This window comes from Arthrobacter sp. NPDC058288, assembly GCF_042880995.1.
Classification (GTDB): domain Bacteria; phylum Actinomycetota; class Actinomycetes; order Actinomycetales; family Micrococcaceae; genus Arthrobacter.
This window is the reverse complement of record NZ_JBHVYH010000006.1, coordinates 140079-158232: the sequence shown is the minus strand read 5'-3', so window position 1 is coordinate 158232 and position 18154 is coordinate 140079. Positions and strand designations below refer to the sequence as shown.

Sequence of the window (18154 nt, the reverse complement as noted above, 5' to 3'; positions counted from 1 at the left end):
TTTCCATGCACTATATTCACTTTTAGGCCAGAATTCCGACGGCGGATTCGGCCGCCGCGCGCACCTCGCCCGAGGCGACGAGCCGGTCTGCGGCCTCCAGTTCCGGCGACAAGAACCTGTCCGTTCCCGGGCCGTCCACGACGCCTCGCAGCGCCGAGATCACGGCCGCGCCGGCCGGCCCAGGAGTCAGCTCGCCCCCGGACAGCTGGGTCCGCATATCGATGGCCCGTGCCGACGTGACCAGCTCGATCGCCAGGACGCGGCGAAGGTTCTCCACGGCCTTGCGCAGTTTCCGGGCCGCGTGCCAGCCCATGGACACATGGTCTTCCTGCATCGCCGAGCTGGGGATCGAGTCCACCGACGCCGGAACGGCCAGCCGCTTATTGTCCGAGACCAGGCCGGCCTGCGTGTACTGGGCGATCATCAGGCCGGAATCGACGCCAGGGTCCGCAGCCAGGAAGGCCGGCAGACCGTGTGAACGGGCCGGGTCCAGCATGCGGTCGGTGCGGCGTTCGGCAATGGAACTCAAATCCGCCACGGTGATTGCCAGGAAATCCAAAACGTAAGCCACCGGGGCGCCGTGGAAATTGCCGTTGGAGCTGACGCGGCCGTCGGGCAGGACCACGGGATTATCGATGGCCGCGGCGAGTTCGCGGGAGGCGACCAGGGCTGCGTGGTCCACGGTGTCGCGGACGGCGCCGGCAACCTGGGGTGCGCAGCGCAGCGAGTAGGCGTCCTGGACCTTGGTGTCGTTGATCCGGTGCGAGGCGACGATCGGAGAGTTGGACAGGACCCGGAGCATGTTGTCCGCGCTTGCGGCCTGGCCCGGGTGCGGCCGGAGGGCTGCATGCAGCTCGGGCAGGAACACCTGGTCGGTGCCGAGCAGCGCCTCGACGCTGAGCGCGGCGGTGATGTCCGCCGTCGTGAGCAGCTGGCGGATGTCCGCGATGGCCATCAGCAGCATGCCCAGCATGCCCTCGGTCCCGTTGACCAGCGCCAGCCCTTCCTTCTCGGCGAGCGTGACGGGTTCGATTCCGTGTTCGGCGAGCAGCTCAGCAACAGGCCTTGCGCCTTTGCCGCCGTACAGCTCGCCGTCCGGGCCGGTCGCCTCGCCTTCGCCCATGAGGACCAGGGCGCAGTGGGACAGCGGGGCGAGGTCGCCGGAGCAGCCGAGCGAGCCGAATTCGCGGACCACCGGCGTGATGCCGGCGTTGAGGACGTCCACCATGGTCTGCAGCACCACGGGGCGGACGCCGGTGCGGCCGGAGGCGAGGGTCTTGGCGCGCAGGAACATGATGCCGCGGACCACCTCGCGTTCCACGGCCGGGCCCATGCCGGCGGCGTGGCTGCGGATCAGCGACTTCTGCAGCTGAGTGCGCAACTCATTGGGGATGTGCCGGTTGGCCAGCGCCCCGAAGCCGGTGGAGATGCCATAGGCCGGGACCTCACTGTGGGCGAGGTCGTCGATGTGGGCCCGCACCTTGGCGACCGTGTCCAGCGCTTCCTGGGAGATGGTCACCCGCGCGTCGTGGCGGGCGACGGCGACGACGTCCTCGGGGGTGACGCCGCTGGAGCCGAGGGTGACGGTGAGTGGTTCGTGGGTCGTGAGAGTCATTTGTTACTTGCCTTCGTTCATGGGGATGCGGACGCCGCGTTCCTTGGCGACCTCGACGGCGCGGTCGTAGCCGGCGTCGGCGTGGCGGATGACGCCCATGCCGGGGTCGTTGGTGAGGAGACGCGCGAGCTTTTCCGCGGCGAGGTCGGTGCCGTCGGCGACGGAGACCTGGCCGGCGTGGATGGAGCGGCCGATGCCTACGCCGCCGCCGTGGTGGATGGAGACCCAGGTGGCGCCGGAGGCGGTGTTGAGCAGGGCGTTGAGCAGCGGCCAGTCGGCGATGGCGTCCGAGCCATCCTGCATTGCTTCGGTTTCGCGGTACGGGGAGGCGACGGAGCCGGAGTCGAGGTGGTCGCGGCCGATCACGATGGGGGCCTTGACCTTGCCTTCCTTGACGAGCTGGTTGAACAGCAGGCCGGCCTTGGCGCGTTCGCCGTAGCCCAGCCAGCAGATGCGGGCCGGCAGGCCCTCGAACTCGACCCGCTCCTGGGCGGCGTCGATCCAGCGGTGCAGGTGCTTGTTCTCCGGGAACAGTTCCTTGATGGCCTCATCCGTGACACGGATGTCCTCCGGGTCGCCGGAGAGCGCCACCCAGCGGAACGGGCCGAGGCCCTCGCAGAACAGCGGGCGGATGTAGGCCGGGACGAAGCCGGGGAACTCGAAGGCGCGGTTGTAGCCGCCCTTGCGGGCCTCGTCGCGGATGGAGTTGCCGTAGTCGAACACCTCGGCGCCGGCATCCTGGAACTCCACCATGGCCTGCACGTGCCTGGCCATCGAAGCCTGGGCCTTCTTGGTGAAGCCTTCCGGGTCCGCGGCGGCCTCGGTGTGCCATTCCTCCACCGTGATGCCTTCGGGCAGGTAGCTCAGCGGATCGTGCGCGGAGGTCTGGTCCGTAACGATGTCCACGGTGAGCTCGCCGGCGTTGTGGCGCCGCAGGATCTCCGGGAAGACCTCGGCGGCGTTGCCGACGTAGCCGACGGACCAGCCGCGGCGCTCTTCCTTGGCCTTGAGCACCTTGGCGATGGCGGCGTCGAGGTCGGTCTCCACCTCGTCGAGGTAGCGCTTGCCGGCGCGTCGGCGCAGGCGGGTTTCGTCGACGTCGACGATCAGGCAGGCGCCGTCGTTCAGGGTGACGGCGAGCGGCTGGGCGCCGCCCATGCCGCCGCAGCCGCCGGTGAGGGTCAGGGTGCCGGCGAGGGTGCCGTTCTCGTCCCCGGTGAGTTTGCGGGCGATGGCGGCGAAGGTTTCGAAGGTGCCCTGCAGGATGCCCTGCGTGCCGATGTAGATCCAGGACCCGGCCGTCATCTGGCCGTACATCATCAGGCCCTCGGCCTCGAGCCGGCGGAATTCGGGCCAGTTCGCCCAGTCGCCGACGAGGTTGGAGTTGGCCAGCAGCACGCGCGGCGCCCACTCATTGGTGCGGAAGACGCCGACCGGCTTGCCGGACTGAACCAGGAGGGTCTCGTCTTTCTCCATGGTCTCCAGGGTGCGGGTGATGGCGTCAAACGCGGCCCATGACCGGACGGCGCGGCCGGTGCCGCCGTAGACCACGAGGTCGTCGGGGCGCTCGGCGACCTCGGGGTCGAGGTTGTTCATGAGCATGCGCAGCGGGGCTTCCGTCTGCCAGCTCTTGGCGGTGAGCTCGGTGCCGCGGGCTGCTTTGACCGGGCGGGCACCGGTGGTGAAATCGGCGGGTGCCATGGGGGGCTCCTTCGTTGTTTCGGGTGGTTCGCGGGAAGAGGTTCTGTATCAACTAAAGCCTGTCCGCGGGTGCGGAAACAGGGCTTTCGGAAGGGTGCTGTCCGGGATTCCAGACGCGCTCCCCGTGCCCAACTGGCTGGCAGTTAACGTCGCGAAAAGCGCTTTTGGCGACGTTAACTGCGAGCTAGTTGGGCTGCGGTGCGGACTAGCCCGCGGGGCGGCCGTGGATGCGGACCGAGAGCTCGTCCGCCACCTTTCGGACGCGGGCTGCGAGGGCCGGCCACTGGTCCGCCGGGAGTTTGTCTTCGAGGAAGGTCACGGCGACCGCCGCCGTCGGCCATCCCACGTGGTCCGTCACCGCGGCGGCAATCGAGCCGAATCCGGGGGTCACCTCACCGTGTTCGGTGGCATAGCCCCGCTGCCGGACCTGGTCCAGGTGCGAGGACAGCGCCGAGTACTTCATGATGGCGCCCTCCACCTCGTGCCGGGCGGTGAAGGCAGCCGCGTTCGGATACAGCGCGCGGACCTGCGACTTGGGCAGCGCGGCAAGGATGGCGCGGCCGCTGGCCGTGAGGTGGCTGGGCAGCCGGACGCCGACGTCGGTCACCAGCGATGGCCGGTTTTTGGCGCGCTCCTCCACGATGTACAGCACGTCGCGGCCGTGGAGCACCGCCAAGTGCGCGCTTTCGCCGATGACGTCCACCAGGGAGGCGAGCATCGGCCGGCCGATCCGGGACAGCGGCTCCTGCCGCGAATACGCGGAACTGAGTTCGAAGGCGCTGATGCCCAGTCCGTACCGTTGCTCCTCATGCAGGTGCATCACGAAGCCGTTGGCCTCCATGACGCCGAGCAGGTGGTAGACGCTCGATCGCGGCAGGCCCAGCGCGGTGGCAATGTTCGACGCCGCCATGGGGCCGCGCTTGGAGGCCAGCAGTTTGAGGATGCGCAAGGTATTTTCCGCCGCCGGGACTTTCGATGTCACCTTTGTCGCCGGTTTTGACACCGGCTTGGACGCCGCTTTTGGCGCTGCCTGCGGGGGCGACTCGTTGTCCGCCATGTGTCCTCCATCGTTCGCAGCCGGACACCTGCAGGTGTCCGGTATCCCGTACTTAAGCGTCCTCCACGCCGGGACGCCCGGCGATGCCATCGAACCACACCGATGTCCGGGATACCAGACATTCTCCCTGCGGGTGAGCGGCCGGGGCTTCCGGCCCTATGCCGTGCCACCCGTCCGGTGCTTGGATGGAGGTCACGGACTGTTGCGGGAGGGCGCCATGCAGTGGATTGCCGGGCTGTTCCTGATCGCCCACGGACTGGTCCATCTCGCTATCTGGCTACCCAAGCCAGACCCGAAAGCACCTTTCGACGTCGGGCACTCCCCCATTGCCGGGAACGTCAGGCGCCTTGCGGTGGTGCTGGCTGTTGCCGCCACTGTTGTCCTGGCCGCGGGCGGCGTGGGGCTCATCGGAAACTCACCCTGGTGGGTCCCAGTCACTGTTTCGGGAGCAGCAATCTCGGCGGCACTGCTCTTACTGACCTTCAACAAGTGGTGGCTCATCGGACTCGGAATCAACGCCGCCATCATCGTGCTGAGCACGCAGCAACAAGGCTAGGAACAAGGCGGTAAGCACGCGGCCTTGACCAAACCACCGGCAGGGAAAATCGGCCTGGTGGCCGGGGCCAACCGCCGGGCCGGGTGCCGCCGCGCTGACGTCCGCGGCCTCATTAGCGGACCGAGTAGCTCTCTGAGGACAGAAAGAGCTCCCATTCCACGAACGGGTCTTCGGCATGTGGATAGTCTGCCGGTTCGAGATCGGGCAATGGGTCGTAGTCTACCGGCAAGTCACGGTCACTATCCGGCCCAGGATATGCGGGGAAGGGGTGGCCCGGACTGTTGTCGAACTCCTCGGGCGCGCCCGGCTCCGGGCTGTTAGCCAGGGCAACGGTCTCACTTGGCAAGCGGGGTGGCTCCCAGTCGGGTTGTTCGCTGGCGTAATGGCGGCCTGTGGGTGAAGTCCAGCCCGGCGGTTCATGGGTCCCGGCGTCGGAGGGTGCCCACCCGGTAGTGTGTTTGAGGCGGTGGTGTTTGCGGCACGGTTGGCCGAGATTGCTGATCCCTGTGGTCCCGCCGCGAGCCCAGGCGAGGAGGTGGTCCGCGTCATTGTCCAGCGACTGGTTGTTACAGCCGGGGAACGGACATTTCCCGTCCCTCAGCCGGAGCCACTGCCGCAACGTTTGGGGGATGCGGTAGCTGGTCCGTCCGATCTCCAACGGCGCACCATTCCGAGGGTCAGTCAGCACCCTCAGGAACGACGAAGCCCCCTCGGCGACAAGGGCTCGCCCCATGGACGGCGGGACCGGCCCGTACCCGTCCAGCATGGCAGCCTCCTCGCTCAAGCCCAGCAGCGAGAGCACCGGAACGGTAATGAGTACCTGCGCTGCAGGGGAAGGCACCTCTCCAGCCACTGTGCTGCCTTCAGTTTCGCGACCTGCAGTGAGAAGCCAAGTGGCTGCGACGTCGGCGCGGAGTTGGGTAAGGGTCCTGGCCTCGCCTGCTCCTTGGAGGGCCCGGGCGGCACTGGTGGTTCGGTCCCAGATCGCGGCGGCGGTGTCGGCGGGAAGGTACGCGGAGAGCCAGGCCATGCCGTCCCGGTCCGGGAGGTACTCGACCCGCCGGTCCCTGGCGCTCTTGGTGTGGCGTTCTTCGATGCTGACCGGGTGGTGGCGCTCCCGCCAGGTGCGGGCCTTGGCGCGGAAACGGGACGGGACGAGGTCCCCGGCCGGGCACCCGCGGGCGGGGTTTGGCGCGTCGGCGTCCAGGAAATGTGCCTCCAAACCAGCGGCTCCAGCCCGGTCGAGATTGGCGGCTTCGTCCACCATGACTCTGGCGTGCTGCCAGGAAATACTTCCGGCCTGCAGCGCGGACAGCGTCAGCGGCAAGGCAGTGGTCAGGGCGTGGGCCTCGGCCAGGAGGGCGCCGGCGGTGCGTTCGCTGACTGTCAGGACACACGCGACCTCGGCAGTTACGGCCATGTCCTGGACTGTGTGTTCCTGCGGGGACGCTGGCGGCGGCGCGATGGCTGCGGCTGTTTCAGCGTATCCGGCGGCGAGGTGCACCTTCAGGGCAGCGATTCCGGCTTCCATCCTGGCGAGCTCAGCCATTCCGTCCAGGCACGCATCCGCCCGGTCCCGAAGCGGATCACCGCTGGCGGAGCCCACGTCGTCAGTACCGCGGCGGAACATGGCAGCCAACGCAGCGACGGAAGCCCCGATCGCCTCCGTCGTCTCCACGACCACCTTGATATCCATACCCAAAGCATCGCAGGAGGCACCGACATTCTTTGATGGCACAGCAACGGCCCATAAGCGTCCGTTCGCACCGGCACCGGGGCCGCAACTGTCCGTTCGCGCTGGAGGGGAAAAGGCGGACGAGCAACGGACAGTCTGAAATGAAAGACACCAAACCCCCGTGAGGCTCATCACGTACGGCGCGGAAATGGTCTGCTGGATAGCGATCCCCCTCCCAATGACGAGAAGGTATTCGCATGCAACAAGCTCCAACAGCAGCCCAAACAGCAGAACAAACGGCTCCCGAAAACACCACCACGGCCTCCGACACCGCCGGAGGCACTGTCCGCGCCGCTGCAGGAACCGCCGTCGACGCCGTCCTGAACCGCGGACTCAACGTCCGCCACATCCGCTTCATGGCCTTGGGCTCGGCCATCGGCACGGGCCTGTTCTACGGCTCGGCCTCCGCCATTCAGAAAGCCGGACCGGCGGTCCTCCTGGCCTACATGATCGGCGGCGCCGCCGTGTTCATGGTGATGCGGGCGCTGGGCGAGATGGCCGTGCGGCACCCCGTTTCCGGCTCGTTCGGCCAATACGCCAGCCGCTACCTTGGCCCGCTCGCCGGGTTCGTGACCGGCTGGACGTACGTGTTCGAAATGGCGATTGTGGCCATCGCGGACGTCACGGCCTTCAGTATTTACATGGGTTTCTGGTTCCCGGACGTGGAGAGGTGGATCTGGGTCCTCGCCGTCATCTTCTTCCTGGCGGCCCTGAACCTGCTCAGTGTCAAGGTGTTCGGGGAGTTGGAGTTCTGGTTCTCGCTGATCAAGGTCGTGGCCATCATCGCCATGATCGCCGGCGGTGCAGCCATCATCATCTTCGGTTTCCAGGCCGGCGGGGCAACCGTCGTTCCGGGGATCGGCAACCTCGTGGAGCACGGGGGCTTGTTCCCCAACGGCTTCGAAGGACTCCTGGCCTCGTTCGCCGTCGTGATGTTCGCCTTTGGCGGGATCGAGACCATCGGCGTCACGGCAGGTGAAGCGGCCGACCCCAAGAAGGTCATTCCCAAGGCGGTCAACACCGTGCCCGTGCGCGTGCTGCTGTTCTACGTGCTGACCCTGGCAGTACTCATGAGCCTGTTCCCGTGGAACGAAGTGGGCACTAACGGCAGCCCGTTCGTCCAGATCTTCAGCGGCCTCGGCATTCCCGCCGCCCCGCACATCCTCAACGCGGTGGTGATCACCGCCGCGCTCTCGGCCATCAACAGCGACATATTCGGTGCGGGCCGCATCCTTTTCGGGCTGGCCCGGCAGGGCCATGCGCCCGCCAGCTTCGGCAAGGTTTCGCGCCACGGCGTGCCCTGGATGACGGTTGTGATGATGACCGTCGTCCTGCTGGCGGGTGTGGTCCTGAACGCCGTCATGCCGGAGGACGTGTTCTTGCTGATCGCCTCGATCGCCACGTTCGCTACCGTCTGGGTGTGGGTGATGATCCTTGCCTCCCATGTGGCCATGAAACGGGAGATCGCCCGCAAGGGGCTGCCGGCGTCGGAATTCCCGTCTCCGTGGTGGCCGGCAGCCTCCGTGATGACCATCGCATTCATGGCCCTGGTGATCGCGGTCCTGGGTGCGTTTGAAGATTCCCGGGTTGCCCTCTACGTAGGTGCCGTGTGGCTGGGCCTGCTGATGGTGGCCTACCGTGTGTGGGTCCGGGGCCATGGCCGCGCGCGGGCCGAGCTGGTGGATGAGACGGCGCCCCGCCTCGCAGAACCGGGCAAGTAGTCCATAAAAAATTCCGAGTGTTGGACGGTACAGAAGGGGTAGGAGTTACGCATGCGACGCGTGGGGTTTGGCCTTTAGGTTAGACAACAGGCGCAGGCCGGATAATTGAACTCTTTGCTGCAGCTTCCGGACCGCCTGCACGTTCTGCTGGTCGAGGCACTGCAAAGGAGTGGTTTCAATGAAGGATCTTCCAGCTTCCCGGCCTCGCCTCCCACGCGACAGGCGTCGCTTGATCTCCTGGCTCACCGACACTGCGGAGAAAGTGCGTACGGCCACTGTGCCGTTCAAGATCGGCGACGTCGTACTCGGGGACGACCCGTTCAACGGCCGCAGGCTCGGCGTGGTGTCGGTTATCCGCGGCTCGTCGCTAGGCCTGCGGACGGCGGCTGATGCCCACCCCGACCTGGTGCCCGAGGTGATCTACTACGACTACCGCCAGGTGAGGACGCCGGAATAGGCGACGCAGGAGGACGGACAGCGTCAGGACGACTGAGGGAACACGCCCGCAGCGGACAGCCCGGAGCGTGGTGCAGTTGCCACCTTGGCGCAGATCCAGCGGCCAAGTTCCGTTGCCCGCAACGGATCGATCGACGTCTCGAACCCTGCGCGTTCCAGCATCCAGGCCAGGTCTTCGGTGGAGATGTTTCCTGCGGCACCTGGCGCAAAAGGACAGCCGCCCAGGCCCCCTACCGCACTGTCGAATACTCCGACGCCGGCGGCCATTGCGGCGTACGTGTTGGCCAGCGCCGTGTGGCGCGTCTCGTGAAAATGCGCCCGCAGCGGCACCTCGGTCTCAGAGCGCAGCCCGGCGAATACGTCGCCTACCTGCCAAGGGACAGCGCAGCCGATCGTGTCCGCAAGGGCAATCTCGGCCAGCGTCCCACGCTGCAGGGCACCGCGGACGACGGCGAGGGTCTGTTCCTTGGGCACGTCACCCTGATAGGGACAGCCAAATGCGACGGCCGCCGTCACCGTGAGCGGAATCGAAGCCGTTGCGGCGATGGCGGAAACCTCCTCCAAGGCGTCGAGGGCGGCGGCGACGGTGGTGTTCTGGTTGGCAGCAGCGAAGGCGTCCGTCACCGGCAGCACATAGTTCATCTCGTCCACACCGGCGTCCGCGGCGCGGACCGCGCCGCGGGTATTCAGGACCAGCCCGATGAAGCTGGCGCCTGTATCCCTGGGCACCCCGGCCATGACCGCATCGGCATCCGCCATCTGCGGTACTTTCCTGGGGTTCACGAAACTGACGGCCTCAATCCTCCTGGCGCCCAGCGAAATCAGGTCACGGATGAGGCGCAGCTTGTCGTCGGTGCTGACGGGCACTTTCTCGTTCTGGAGTCCGTCCCGCGGACTGACATCCACGATTGAAACTGACCGTGAAGCTTGCATGTCATTCATCAGATGGTTCCCTCTTCTTTGGCGTCCTGTAGGTCCTTGTCAGAGAGTCCCAGCAGGCCCTCGTAAATGTCACGGTTGTGAGAGCCCGGCGTGAGGGGACCACTCCAGCCAATCGCCCCCGCGCTGCGCGTCAGCTTCGGAATAATTCCGGGTTGCACGACCGAGCCCAACTGCTCGTCCGGGACGTTTACCAACATTCCCCTGGCGCGAAGCTGCGGATCCTCGAAGATGTCCTCGATGCTGCTGACCGGGCTGTTAGGCACGGAGTGGCGGTCCAGGACCGAGATGAGTTCGTCGTGGTTGAAGCCGGCAGCCCACTCGGCAATGAGTGATTCCAGCTCTTCCTGGTGCGCACCCCGAGCTGAATGGTTGCTGTAGCGTGCGTCCGACGCCAGTTCGGAACGTCCCATGGCTGCAACCAACCTCACGAAGACGGAATCCTGGTTCGCGGCGATTACCACCCACTTTCCGTCGGCGGAACGGAAGATGTTTGACGGCGCGATCCCTTTCAACCCCGAACCGCTGGGACCGGGAACAACGCCAGATGCCGCGTAATCGGGCACCGCGCTTTCCAGGAGCGAAAAGCATGCTTCCACAAGGGACACGTCCACCACCTGGCCTGTTCCTCCCCTTGCGTCCCTCCAGTACAGGGCCAGCAATATTCCCTGCAGCGCATAGAGCGACGCCAGGCTGTCCCCCAGCGAGATGCCGGTACGCGGCGGCGCCTGGTCAGGATATCCGTTGAGATACCTCAGTCCTCCCCTCGCCTCGGCAACGGAGGCGTAGCCCGGCTTGTGCGCTTCAGGCCCCGTCTGGCCGTAGCCGGACACCCGGGCAATGATGAGACCCGGGTTGACCCGCCAGAGCTCCTCGGGGGAAAGACCTAGTTTTTCCAGCGTGCCCGGGCGGAAGTTCTCCAGAATGACGTCTGCTTCCTCGCACAGTTCAAGGAAGAGCTCGCGTCCGCGAGGGGATTTTAGGTCCAGCGTGACGCATTTCTTGCCGCGGGACTGCACGGACCACCACAGCGTGTGGCCCTCCACGCGCGCCCGGCCCCATTCCCGCATCGGGTCCGGACGGTTGGGCGATTCGATCTTGATGACTTCCGCGCCGAAGTCGGCAAGCTGTCGTCCCGCGAACGGACCAGCAATGAGGGATCCCAGCTCCAGGACTCGCACCCCGGCCAGAGGCCCTTCCCCCTGCCTCGCATCGGGAACGGACACAGCGGTTGACGTGTGGTCTTGCGGGGGCGTCTCGGAAACCTTCACCATCTTTGGACTCCTGTTCTGCGGGCGCCGGAAAATCCACGGCAACCGTCACGGATTCGGTTAGCGGGAAGCCTAATGAGGCACTTTTCCCGGGCGCCAGACTATTTCATATTGTGGACCTAAATTCACGATGTGGGTAGACCCTCTGGCGGAATCGTTCCCCCGATGACCCTTGTTGCCTCTTCCGCCGCCGCGAGGACGGGCTCGAGCCACGAAGCGCACACGTCGAACGGCATCCTCATGGCCGGACCCATCACGGTCAGGGCGCCGTACAGCTCCGCTTGCGGCCCGAAGATCGGAGCCGAGATTCCGCTCGCACCCGAGACCCGCTCACCCGTTGTGATGGCGAATCCGTCCGCCCGGGTTTTCGCCACCGCGGCCTCCAGGCTCGTGGCATCCGTGATGGTCTGGTCCGTCAGCGAATGCAGCCCGGATCGATAAACCTGTTCGGCCACATCCGGATTCCAGGCCAGAAGCACGCGGCCGGCGGCACCTACGTGGAGTGGCATGATCTCGCCCACCTGCACCACCCTCCTGAGCATCCGCCTGGTTTCGGCGAGCGCGATGCAAACCCGCTTCCCTTGGGATTCCCGGAAGATGCAGGCCGTTTCACCGAGTTCATCCCGCAGCCTTCGCAGCACGGGAGTGAGCAACTCCAGGAAGTCCAGGCCCTGGGTGGCCGGCGCAGCCCAGTGGGCCATCCGAACCCCGACGCGGAACCGGTCTCCGCTCCGGTCCAGGATTCCCTCCTGGACCATGTTCGCGACGAGGCGCTGGACCGTGGAGTGGGGCATTCCCGTGGCCGCCCGGATTCCGGCCAGGGAAAGCTCCGGCTGGGCGAGGGAAAAAGCATCAAGGATGGCGGTGATCTTTCGGAGAACCAGCAAAGGCGTGACCGATGATTCGTTGGGGCTCATGGACAAAGTGTATGAGCCCCGTCCATGGGCGCAGGCGTTGCCGGCAGCGGCCGCCAAAGTTTCGCCCGGGTCGTTGAGTGTGATGCAGGTTACTGCTAGCATCGGGTCCACATCCTGATGGTGAACCCACGATGTGGAAAACGGCGTCCAATTCGTCACAGCCGACGAAGCGGGCACGCGGGCGACGCACACCGTTCGTCCTACCCAGAATCAGCAGCTACAACAATCGGCCAGCGCGGGCCGGGAAGAGTGCAATGATGCCAGCTGCACAGGCAGACAGATCCAGGTACGCGGTGGAGCTCGCCGGGTGCACCAGACAATTCCCCACGCCCGGGGGCGAAACCTACTTTGCCGTCCGGGATATCAACCTCCAAGTGGAGCCCGGCAGGTTTGTCTCGATCGTGGGTCCAACCGGTTCCGGCAAGTCCACCATCCTCAACATGGCGGCGGGACTCTTGAACCCAAGCGCTGGCGAAGTGAGGAGCTTTGGCGAACCCGTAAACGGCGTCAACCGACGTGCTTCCTACATGTTCCAGCAGGACCCGCTCCTGCCGTGGAAGACGGTGATCGACAACGTGAGCCTCGGCCTGACAATGGCCGGGGTATCGAAGTCGGAAGCCCATGCGGAGGCACGGCGCTGGCTGGAGAAGGTTGGACTCAAGAACTTCGCTGACCGTTACCCGCACCAGCTCAGCGGCGGCATGCGCAAACGCACTGCCATCGCCCAGGCCTGGATCGTCAACCCGGACGTCCTGCTGATGGACGAACCGTTTTCCGCACTCGATGTGCAGACCCGGCAAATCATGGAGAACGAACTGCTTCAGCTGTGGCAGGAATCGGGCAAGGCGGTTGTCTTCATCACCCATGACCTGGACGAAGCCATCGCGCTCTCCGATGAGGTCGTGATCCTGGGCGCCGGCCCCGGGAGCACGGTCGTGGGAAGCTACGAAATCGACATTCCGCGTCCGCGCGACCTGCTCGATATTCGCGACGACCCCCAGTTCGTAGCGCTGCACCGTGAGATCTGGGGCAGGTTGAAGATCGAAGTTTCGAAGACCTACGAGACGGCAATGGCGGAAGAAGGCGAAGTCGCATGACTATCGTTGGATCAAAGAAGAACGGACTCTCCGCGGCACTGGAACCCGGCACGCGCCGCCGGGCGGGCCGGACTGAGATGCCCCCGCTGGCGATGCGAAGCACCCAGCTCCTCCTCACGATCGCGGTTCTCGGCGCATGGGAGCTTTCCGTGCGAACCGGAATCGTAGACGAGTTTTTCTTTCCGCTCCCCTCGGATATCTTCCAGACCGTCTGGATCTGGGTGTCGTCCGGATTCGTCTTCCCCCACCTGTGGATCACCATGCAGGAGGCCATACTCGCCTTCATCGTGGGCGCCGCCGCCGGGCTTCTCCTCGGCTTCGTCCTGGCCCGCGTCCGTTTCCTCGAGCGCCTGCTGGACCCGTTCCTGCAAATGTTCAACGCCCTTCCCCGCGTTGTCCTGGCCCCGATCTTCCTGCTCTGGTTCGGCCTGGGCATCTGGTCCAAGGTGGCGTTCGGTTTCACCCTGGTTTTCTTTATTGTCTTCTTCAACACCCTTGAGGGCGTGAAGAGCGTTGACCGCGTCCTCGTTGATAACGCCCGGATGCTTGGCGCTTCCGAAAAGCAGCTCCTGCGCCACGTGTTCATTCCAAGCGCCCTCACCTGGATTTTCTCCAGCCTCCACATCAGCGTGGGCTTCGCCATCACGGGCGCCGTGGTGGGCGAATACCTCGGCGCTTCCGCCGGGGTCGGCTACGCGATCGCCCAAGCGCAGGGCGTCTTCGATACCAAGGGCGTCTTCGCCGGAATGTTCATCCTGATGATCGTGGTCCTCATTATCGACCTGCTCGTCAACCGCTTGGAACGGCACCTGCTCCGGTGGCGCCCTGTTCAGTCGTCCTAGGCGCTCAAAACACACCACTATCACTGTCACGAAGGGACACTCGATGATTCGAAATGAAAACCGGCAAAGGCGCCGGAGCATCATCCGGCCACTGGCCATCGCTGCAGCCGCAGTCCTGGCCCTCTCAGCCTGCGGCACGCCGTCCGCTGCGCCTCCCGGACAGACCGGAACGGGAGGCGCAGCCAACGGCGCGGCCGGAGGCACGAAGGTGATTGTCGGCGTCGGAGGCCAGACGCTCCTGACGTACCTTCCGACGACCCTCGCGCAGGAGCTGGGCTATTACCAGGAGGAAGGCGTGAACGTCGAACTCCAGGACTTGCAGGGCGGATCGAAGGCATTGACTGCCATGATCGGCGGCAGCACGCAGGTGACCAGCGGGTACTACGAGCACACCATCCAGATGCAGGCGAAAAACCAGAAGGTCAAGGCCTTCGTGGACATGGGCCGGTCCTCCGGGCTGGCGTTGCTGGTTGCACCGAAGAACGAAGGCAAGATCAAGACCATCGCCGACCTCAAGGGCAAGAATGTGGGCGTCACGTCGCCCGGGTCCTCCACGGACATGTTCATCAAGTTCCTGCTCGCCAAGAACGGCATGCAGCAGACGGACGCCTCCGTCTCCGCAATCGGCGCCGGATCCTCGGCCGTTGCGGCGATGGAACAGGGCCAGGTGGATGCGGCGGTGATGCTCGAACCCGACGTCTCCGTGCTCACCAAGCGGATCGGACATGATCCCGTGTTGCTGGAAGACGTCCGGACCACCGAGGGGCTCAAGGAAGTGTTCGACGCCGACGCCTGGCCGTCAGCGAGCCTCTACGCCAAGGCTGACTGGCTGGACCAGAACAAGGAGACGGCCGGCAAACTCGCCAAGGCAATTAAGCGCACTCTCGAGTTCATCGACGAACATTCGGGCGAAGAGATCGCTGCGAAAATGCCGGAAAAATTCGCGGGCGGTGACAAGGCCTTGTACGCGAAGGTGATCGAGGAGCTCAAGAAGACTCTCAGCAAGGACGGCGCGTTCACCGAGGACGGCGTGCAGGCGGTGCTGAAGACCCAGCGCGTGGCCAACCCTGAGGTTGGGGACAAGGACATTCAGCTCGCAGACACCTACACGAACGAGTTTGTGAAGTAGGACCGAAAAACAGGGACCGGCCATCCGTAACGGATGACCGGTCCCTGTTTGCTCCTGAGCGCCAGGCTGGAAGACGTCAAGCGTCCGGTTCGTCCCGCCGTCGAAAATGGCCCGGCCACTCGGACCTGCGGATTCGGCCGAGTTCCTCAACCGGACCGAGGTGCCCCCATTCATCCCGCCCGAGCCGCGCCAGCGGTTCGAGAAGGTCGATCCGGGGGTGGCTGCCGTCAAGAACGTCCGCGGAAATGGCGGCATGGGTGACCACCCCGAACACCAGGACGCAATCCCCCATTTCCAGAGTTGAATGCAGCCGGCACTCCAGTGCCACGGGGGACTCCGCTACCCGGGGAACCGTCACGGTCAGGCCCGGCTCGCGAGTCAGGCCAGCAGCGTCGAACTCGCTGACATCCGGCGGGAAGCTGGTGCCCGTTGCATTGACCTCGGCCATGAGGTCGGCGGGTGCAAGGTTCACCACGAACTCCCGGCGGTCAATGATGTTCCGCAACGAGTCCTTCCTCCCCACCGACGTGAACTGGATGATCGGCGGGCTCACGGAAGCCACAGTGAAGAAGGAGTGGGGGGCGAGGTTGTCCACACCAGCGGCGGACGTGCTGGACACCCAGGCGATGGGGCGGGGAACAACCACGGCCGTCAGCAGCCGGTAGAAGTCACCGGCCGGCATCTCCCCGGGATTAAAATCCTTGCGCATTGTTCCAGCCTAACCGGGCCCCTTCACGCACTCGTTTCGCGGACTGCCCGCAACCGGACGCGTGACCACCCCTTACCGCGCCGACCATCCGCCGTCCATGGTGTAGCTGGCGCCGGTGACCATGCCGGCGTCGTTGGAGGCGAGCCAGGCGACCAGCGAGGCGACTTCCTCCGGCTCCACCAGGCGTTTGATGGCGGACTCCGTGAGCATGATCTTGGCCAGGACTTCGGATTCGGGGATGCCGTGGACCTTGGCCTGGTCGGCGATCTGCGACTCCACCAGCGGCGTGCGCACGTACCCGGGGTTGATGCAGTTGGACGTGACCCCGTGAGCCCCGCCCTCAAGCGCCGTCACCTTGCTGAGCCCTTCCAGGCCATGCTTGGCGGAAACGTAGGCGCTCTTGAACGGGGAGGCCCGGATCCCGTGCACCGACGAAAGGTTGATGATCCGGCCGAAGTTATTCGCATACATGTGTGGCAACGCCGCCCGGATCAGCAGGAACGGCGCCTCCAGCATGAGGGTGATGAGCCGGCGGAAATCGGCCGGGTCGAAGTCCTCGATAGGGCTGATGCGCTGGATTCCGGCGTTGTTGACCAGGATGTCGCAGTCCAGGCTGGCCGTTGCCAGGGCATCCACGTCCAGCAGGTCCACCGCCCAGACAGTACCGCCCACTTCGTCTGCGAGCGCTGCCGCGGCGGCCTCGTCGACGTCGGCGATCACCACTTTGGCGCCGCGTGCGGCGAGGGCCCGCACACTGGCTGCGCCGATGCCGCCGGCTCCTCCGGTGACCAGTGCCTTGCGGCCGTTCAGCGTGTTTTCCATAACCAGCCTTCCTGTTCAAATGTTTCAACGAGCCGGCCGGCTCCAGCAAGGCTGGAGCCGGCCACAATCCAGCAGCTCAGCGCGTGGCTGCTACCGCCAGGCCTTCGCGCTCGGCGTCGGCCCTGTCCACGTCCTCGAGGGCAATGCCCTTGGTTTCCTTGAGGCTCAACACTGCCACCGTGGTGACGGCACACGCCACCACCAGGTAGATGGCCGTGGGGACCCACGATCCGGTGTCCTTGAGCCACTGCGTGGCCAGGAGCGGCGCCAGCGAACCGGCGAAGATCGAGGTGACCTGCGAGCCCAGCGACACACCGGCGTAACGCATCCTGGTGGGGAAGAGCTCCGCCATGAGGGCGGGCTGGCCCGCGTACATGAACGCGTGCAGGCACAGGCCGATCGTCACTGCCAGGACGATGACCACGGCGTTCTTGGTGTCGAACATGGGGAAGGCGAAGAACGGCCAGGTGGCGCCGGTGATGGCACCCACCAGGTACACGGGCTTCCGGCCCCAGCTATCCACAAGCCGTCCCACCTGCGGGATGACCAGGAAGTGGATGAGGTGGGCGATCAGCAGCGCCAGCAGGAGCGAGGACGTGTCGTACTTGTGGACGCTCTTGAGGTACACAATCGCGAAGCTGACCACGAGGTAGTACATGATGTTTTCCGCGAACCGCAGGCCCATTGCCTGCAGGATGCCCTTGGGGTACTTGCGGATGACCTCGCCGACGCCGTAGCTGACGGCCTGCTCCTGCTCCAGTTGGGCTTTCGCTTCCAGGAAGATCGGCGACTCGGAGACGTTCGTGCGGATGTAGTAGCCCACGAATACGATCACGGCGGAGAGCCAGAACGCCACGCGCCAGCCCCAGCCAAGGAAGTCCGCGCTGCTCAGCACGTTGGACATGATGAACAGGACCAGGGTGGCAAGCAGGTTGCCTACCGGAACGGCGGACTGGGGCCAGCTGGACCAGAAACCGCGGGACTTGTTAGGGCTATGCTCGGCCACGAGCAGCACGGCGCCACCCCATTCGCCGCCCAGCGCGAAGCCCTGGATGAAGCGCAGGAATACCAGGAGTGCCGGTGCGAGGTAGCCGATCTCGGCGAAGCCGGGGAGGCAGCCCATCAGGAAGGTGGACACACCGATGATCACGATGGTGAGCTGAAGGGTGGGCTTGCGGCCCAGCTTGTCGCCGATCTGGCCGAAGACGATGCCGCCGAGCGGGCGGGCCACGAAGCCGACCGCGTAGGTGATGAAAGCCTGGATGATGCCGTCCAGCTCATTGCCGGTGGCGGGGAAGAAGTACTTGCCGAACACCAGGGTTGCTGCGGTGGCGTAGAGGAAGAATTCGTACCATTCCACTACGGTGCCAACCATGGAGGCTGCGACGATTTTTTTGAGGCCGGCGCCCTTTGGGGCAGAAGCGGCCGGTGTTGCAGAGCGTTGTTCTACGCTCATCTTGGTTCTCCTTAGTGTCCACGATGACACGCGCTGTGATCCACAGCACTGAATGGGCTCAGATGAGTATTGCCGCAGAAACTTCGCGGTTCAATGGCCAAACCAGCACTCCTTGTGTGCAGAATTGCAGA

The 18154-nt window shown here is 65.3% G+C and carries 16 protein-coding genes; 6 read left to right on the top strand and 10 right to left on the bottom strand.

Annotated features, from left to right (window positions below; genetic code table 11):
* Positions 1-22: 22 nt before the first annotated feature.
* From hutH to ACFVWT_RS16210, 3 genes are all read right to left on the bottom strand, one after another.
* Entirely contained in the window at positions 23-1615 is a 1593-nt protein-coding gene (gene hutH / locus ACFVWT_RS16220) for a histidine ammonia-lyase (RefSeq protein ID WP_390249561.1), read from the bottom strand.
* A 3-nt stretch (positions 1616-1618) separates the two neighbouring features.
* On the bottom strand, positions 1619-3316 hold the full coding sequence (gene hutU, locus ACFVWT_RS16215) for a urocanate hydratase (protein ID WP_390249559.1): 1698 nt from the start codon (positions 3314-3316) through the stop codon (positions 1619-1621).
* A 205-nt stretch (positions 3317-3521) separates the two neighbouring features.
* Positions 3522-4373, bottom strand: coding sequence for an IclR family transcriptional regulator (locus ACFVWT_RS16210; RefSeq protein ID WP_390249557.1), 852 nt, complete (start codon positions 4371-4373; stop codon positions 3522-3524).
* A gap of 217 nt (positions 4374-4590) precedes the next feature.
* Here ACFVWT_RS16210 and ACFVWT_RS16205 point away from each other — a divergent pair, with 217 nt between their 5' ends.
* Complete coding sequence (locus tag ACFVWT_RS16205) at positions 4591-4929, top strand: hypothetical protein (RefSeq protein WP_390249555.1); 339 nt, start codon at positions 4591-4593, stop codon at positions 4927-4929.
* A 112-nt stretch (positions 4930-5041) separates the two neighbouring features.
* On the opposite strand, the gene ACFVWT_RS16200 is transcribed toward ACFVWT_RS16205, so the two are convergent.
* Positions 5042-6625 carry a DUF222 domain-containing protein gene (locus tag ACFVWT_RS16200; protein WP_390249553.1) on the bottom strand — a complete coding sequence of 528 codons (1584 nt, stop codon included), beginning with the start codon at positions 6623-6625 and terminating at the stop codon, positions 5042-5044.
* A 236-nt stretch (positions 6626-6861) separates the two neighbouring features.
* Here ACFVWT_RS16200 and ACFVWT_RS16195 point away from each other — a divergent pair, with 236 nt between their 5' ends.
* Positions 6862-8385: an amino acid permease gene (locus ACFVWT_RS16195; RefSeq protein ID WP_390249551.1), complete on the top strand. Its 1524-nt coding sequence runs from the start codon at positions 6862-6864 to the stop codon at positions 8383-8385.
* A 178-nt stretch (positions 8386-8563) separates the two neighbouring features.
* Complete coding sequence (locus ACFVWT_RS16190; protein ID WP_390249549.1) at positions 8564-8842, top strand: hypothetical protein; 279 nt, start codon at positions 8564-8566, stop codon at positions 8840-8842.
* Between the two features lie 23 nt (positions 8843-8865).
* On the opposite strand, the gene ACFVWT_RS16185 is transcribed toward ACFVWT_RS16190, so the two are convergent.
* From ACFVWT_RS16185 to ACFVWT_RS16175, 3 genes are all read right to left on the bottom strand, one after another.
* The gene (locus ACFVWT_RS16185; RefSeq protein WP_390249547.1) at positions 8866-9783 is read right to left on the bottom strand and encodes a hydroxymethylglutaryl-CoA lyase; all 918 of its coding nucleotides are present in this window, start codon (positions 9781-9783) and stop codon (positions 8866-8868) included.
* A complete protein-coding gene (locus ACFVWT_RS16180; RefSeq protein WP_390249545.1) occupies positions 9783-11054 on the bottom strand; it encodes a CaiB/BaiF CoA transferase family protein in 1272 nt (423 codons plus the stop codon). The genes ACFVWT_RS16185 and ACFVWT_RS16180 overlap by 1 nt, the downstream gene beginning before the upstream one ends.
* Before the next feature lie 122 nt (positions 11055-11176).
* Positions 11177-11968: an IclR family transcriptional regulator gene (locus ACFVWT_RS16175; protein ID WP_390249543.1), complete on the bottom strand. Its 792-nt coding sequence runs from the start codon at positions 11966-11968 to the stop codon at positions 11177-11179.
* 257 nt (positions 11969-12225) lie between these two features.
* Between ACFVWT_RS16175 and ACFVWT_RS16170 the strand changes: the two genes are divergently transcribed.
* From ACFVWT_RS16170 to ACFVWT_RS16160, 3 genes are read left to right on the top strand one after another with little or no spacing between them, the layout of a single operon-like run.
* Positions 12226-13065 (top strand): ABC transporter ATP-binding protein, encoded by an 840-nt coding sequence (locus ACFVWT_RS16170; protein WP_390249541.1) that lies wholly within the window; start codon positions 12226-12228, stop codon positions 13063-13065.
* Complete coding sequence (locus ACFVWT_RS16165; RefSeq protein ID WP_390249539.1) at positions 13062-13907, top strand: ABC transporter permease; 846 nt, start codon at positions 13062-13064, stop codon at positions 13905-13907. The genes ACFVWT_RS16170 and ACFVWT_RS16165 overlap by 4 nt, the downstream gene beginning before the upstream one ends.
* A gap of 43 nt (positions 13908-13950) precedes the next feature.
* Positions 13951-15036, top strand: a complete 1086-nt coding sequence (locus tag ACFVWT_RS16160; RefSeq protein ID WP_390249537.1) for an ABC transporter substrate-binding protein — start codon at positions 13951-13953, stop codon at positions 15034-15036.
* A 76-nt stretch (positions 15037-15112) separates the two neighbouring features.
* Here ACFVWT_RS16160 and ACFVWT_RS16155 read toward each other — a convergent pair whose 3' ends face one another.
* From ACFVWT_RS16155 to ACFVWT_RS16145, 3 genes are all read right to left on the bottom strand, one after another.
* Positions 15113-15745 (bottom strand): flavin reductase family protein, encoded by a 633-nt coding sequence (locus tag ACFVWT_RS16155; protein ID WP_390249535.1) that lies wholly within the window; start codon positions 15743-15745, stop codon positions 15113-15115.
* A 72-nt stretch (positions 15746-15817) separates the two neighbouring features.
* Positions 15818-16567 carry a 3-hydroxybutyrate dehydrogenase gene (locus ACFVWT_RS16150; RefSeq protein ID WP_390249533.1) on the bottom strand — a complete coding sequence of 250 codons (750 nt, stop codon included), beginning with the start codon at positions 16565-16567 and terminating at the stop codon, positions 15818-15820.
* Between the two features lie 76 nt (positions 16568-16643).
* Complete coding sequence (locus ACFVWT_RS16145) at positions 16644-18023, bottom strand: MFS transporter (RefSeq protein ID WP_043477367.1); 1380 nt, start codon at positions 18021-18023, stop codon at positions 16644-16646.
* Between the last annotated feature and the right edge of the window lie 131 nt (positions 18024-18154).

Bases quoted from the DNA above. Each gene is read 5' to 3' on its own strand.
- ACFVWT_RS16190 (WP_390249549.1), top strand. From the start codon at position 8,564: ATGAAGGATCTTCCAGCTTCCCGGCCTCGCCTCCCACGCGACAGGCGT.
- hutU (WP_390249559.1), bottom strand. From the start codon at position 3,316: ATGGCACCCGCCGATTTCACCACCGGTGCCCGCCCGGTCAAAGCAGCC.
- ACFVWT_RS16180 (WP_390249545.1), bottom strand. From the start codon at position 11,054: ATGGTGAAGGTTTCCGAGACGCCCCCGCAAGACCACACGTCAACCGCT.
- ACFVWT_RS16155 (WP_390249535.1), bottom strand. From the start codon at position 15,745: ATGCGCAAGGATTTTAATCCCGGGGAGATGCCGGCCGGTGACTTCTAC.
- ACFVWT_RS16145 (WP_043477367.1), bottom strand. From the start codon at position 18,023: ATGAGCGTAGAACAACGCTCTGCAACACCGGCCGCTTCTGCCCCAAAG.
- ACFVWT_RS16200 (WP_390249553.1), bottom strand. From the start codon at position 6,625: ATGGATATCAAGGTGGTCGTGGAGACGACGGAGGCGATCGGGGCTTCC.
- ACFVWT_RS16185 (WP_390249547.1), bottom strand. From the start codon at position 9,783: ATGAATGACATGCAAGCTTCACGGTCAGTTTCAATCGTGGATGTCAGT.
- ACFVWT_RS16210 (WP_390249557.1), bottom strand. From the start codon at position 4,373: ATGGCGGACAACGAGTCGCCCCCGCAGGCAGCGCCAAAAGCGGCGTCC.
- ACFVWT_RS16205 (WP_390249555.1), top strand. From the start codon at position 4,591: ATGCAGTGGATTGCCGGGCTGTTCCTGATCGCCCACGGACTGGTCCAT.
- ACFVWT_RS16165 (WP_390249539.1), top strand. From the start codon at position 13,062: ATGACTATCGTTGGATCAAAGAAGAACGGACTCTCCGCGGCACTGGAA.
- hutH (WP_390249561.1), bottom strand. From the start codon at position 1,615: ATGACTCTCACGACCCACGAACCACTCACCGTCACCCTCGGCTCCAGC.
- ACFVWT_RS16160 (WP_390249537.1), top strand. From the start codon at position 13,951: ATGATTCGAAATGAAAACCGGCAAAGGCGCCGGAGCATCATCCGGCCA.
- ACFVWT_RS16170 (WP_390249541.1), top strand. From the start codon at position 12,226: ATGCCAGCTGCACAGGCAGACAGATCCAGGTACGCGGTGGAGCTCGCC.
- ACFVWT_RS16195 (WP_390249551.1), top strand. From the start codon at position 6,862: ATGCAACAAGCTCCAACAGCAGCCCAAACAGCAGAACAAACGGCTCCC.
- ACFVWT_RS16175 (WP_390249543.1), bottom strand. From the start codon at position 11,968: ATGAGCCCCAACGAATCATCGGTCACGCCTTTGCTGGTTCTCCGAAAG.
- ACFVWT_RS16150 (WP_390249533.1), bottom strand. From the start codon at position 16,567: ATGGAAAACACGCTGAACGGCCGCAAGGCACTGGTCACCGGAGGAGCC.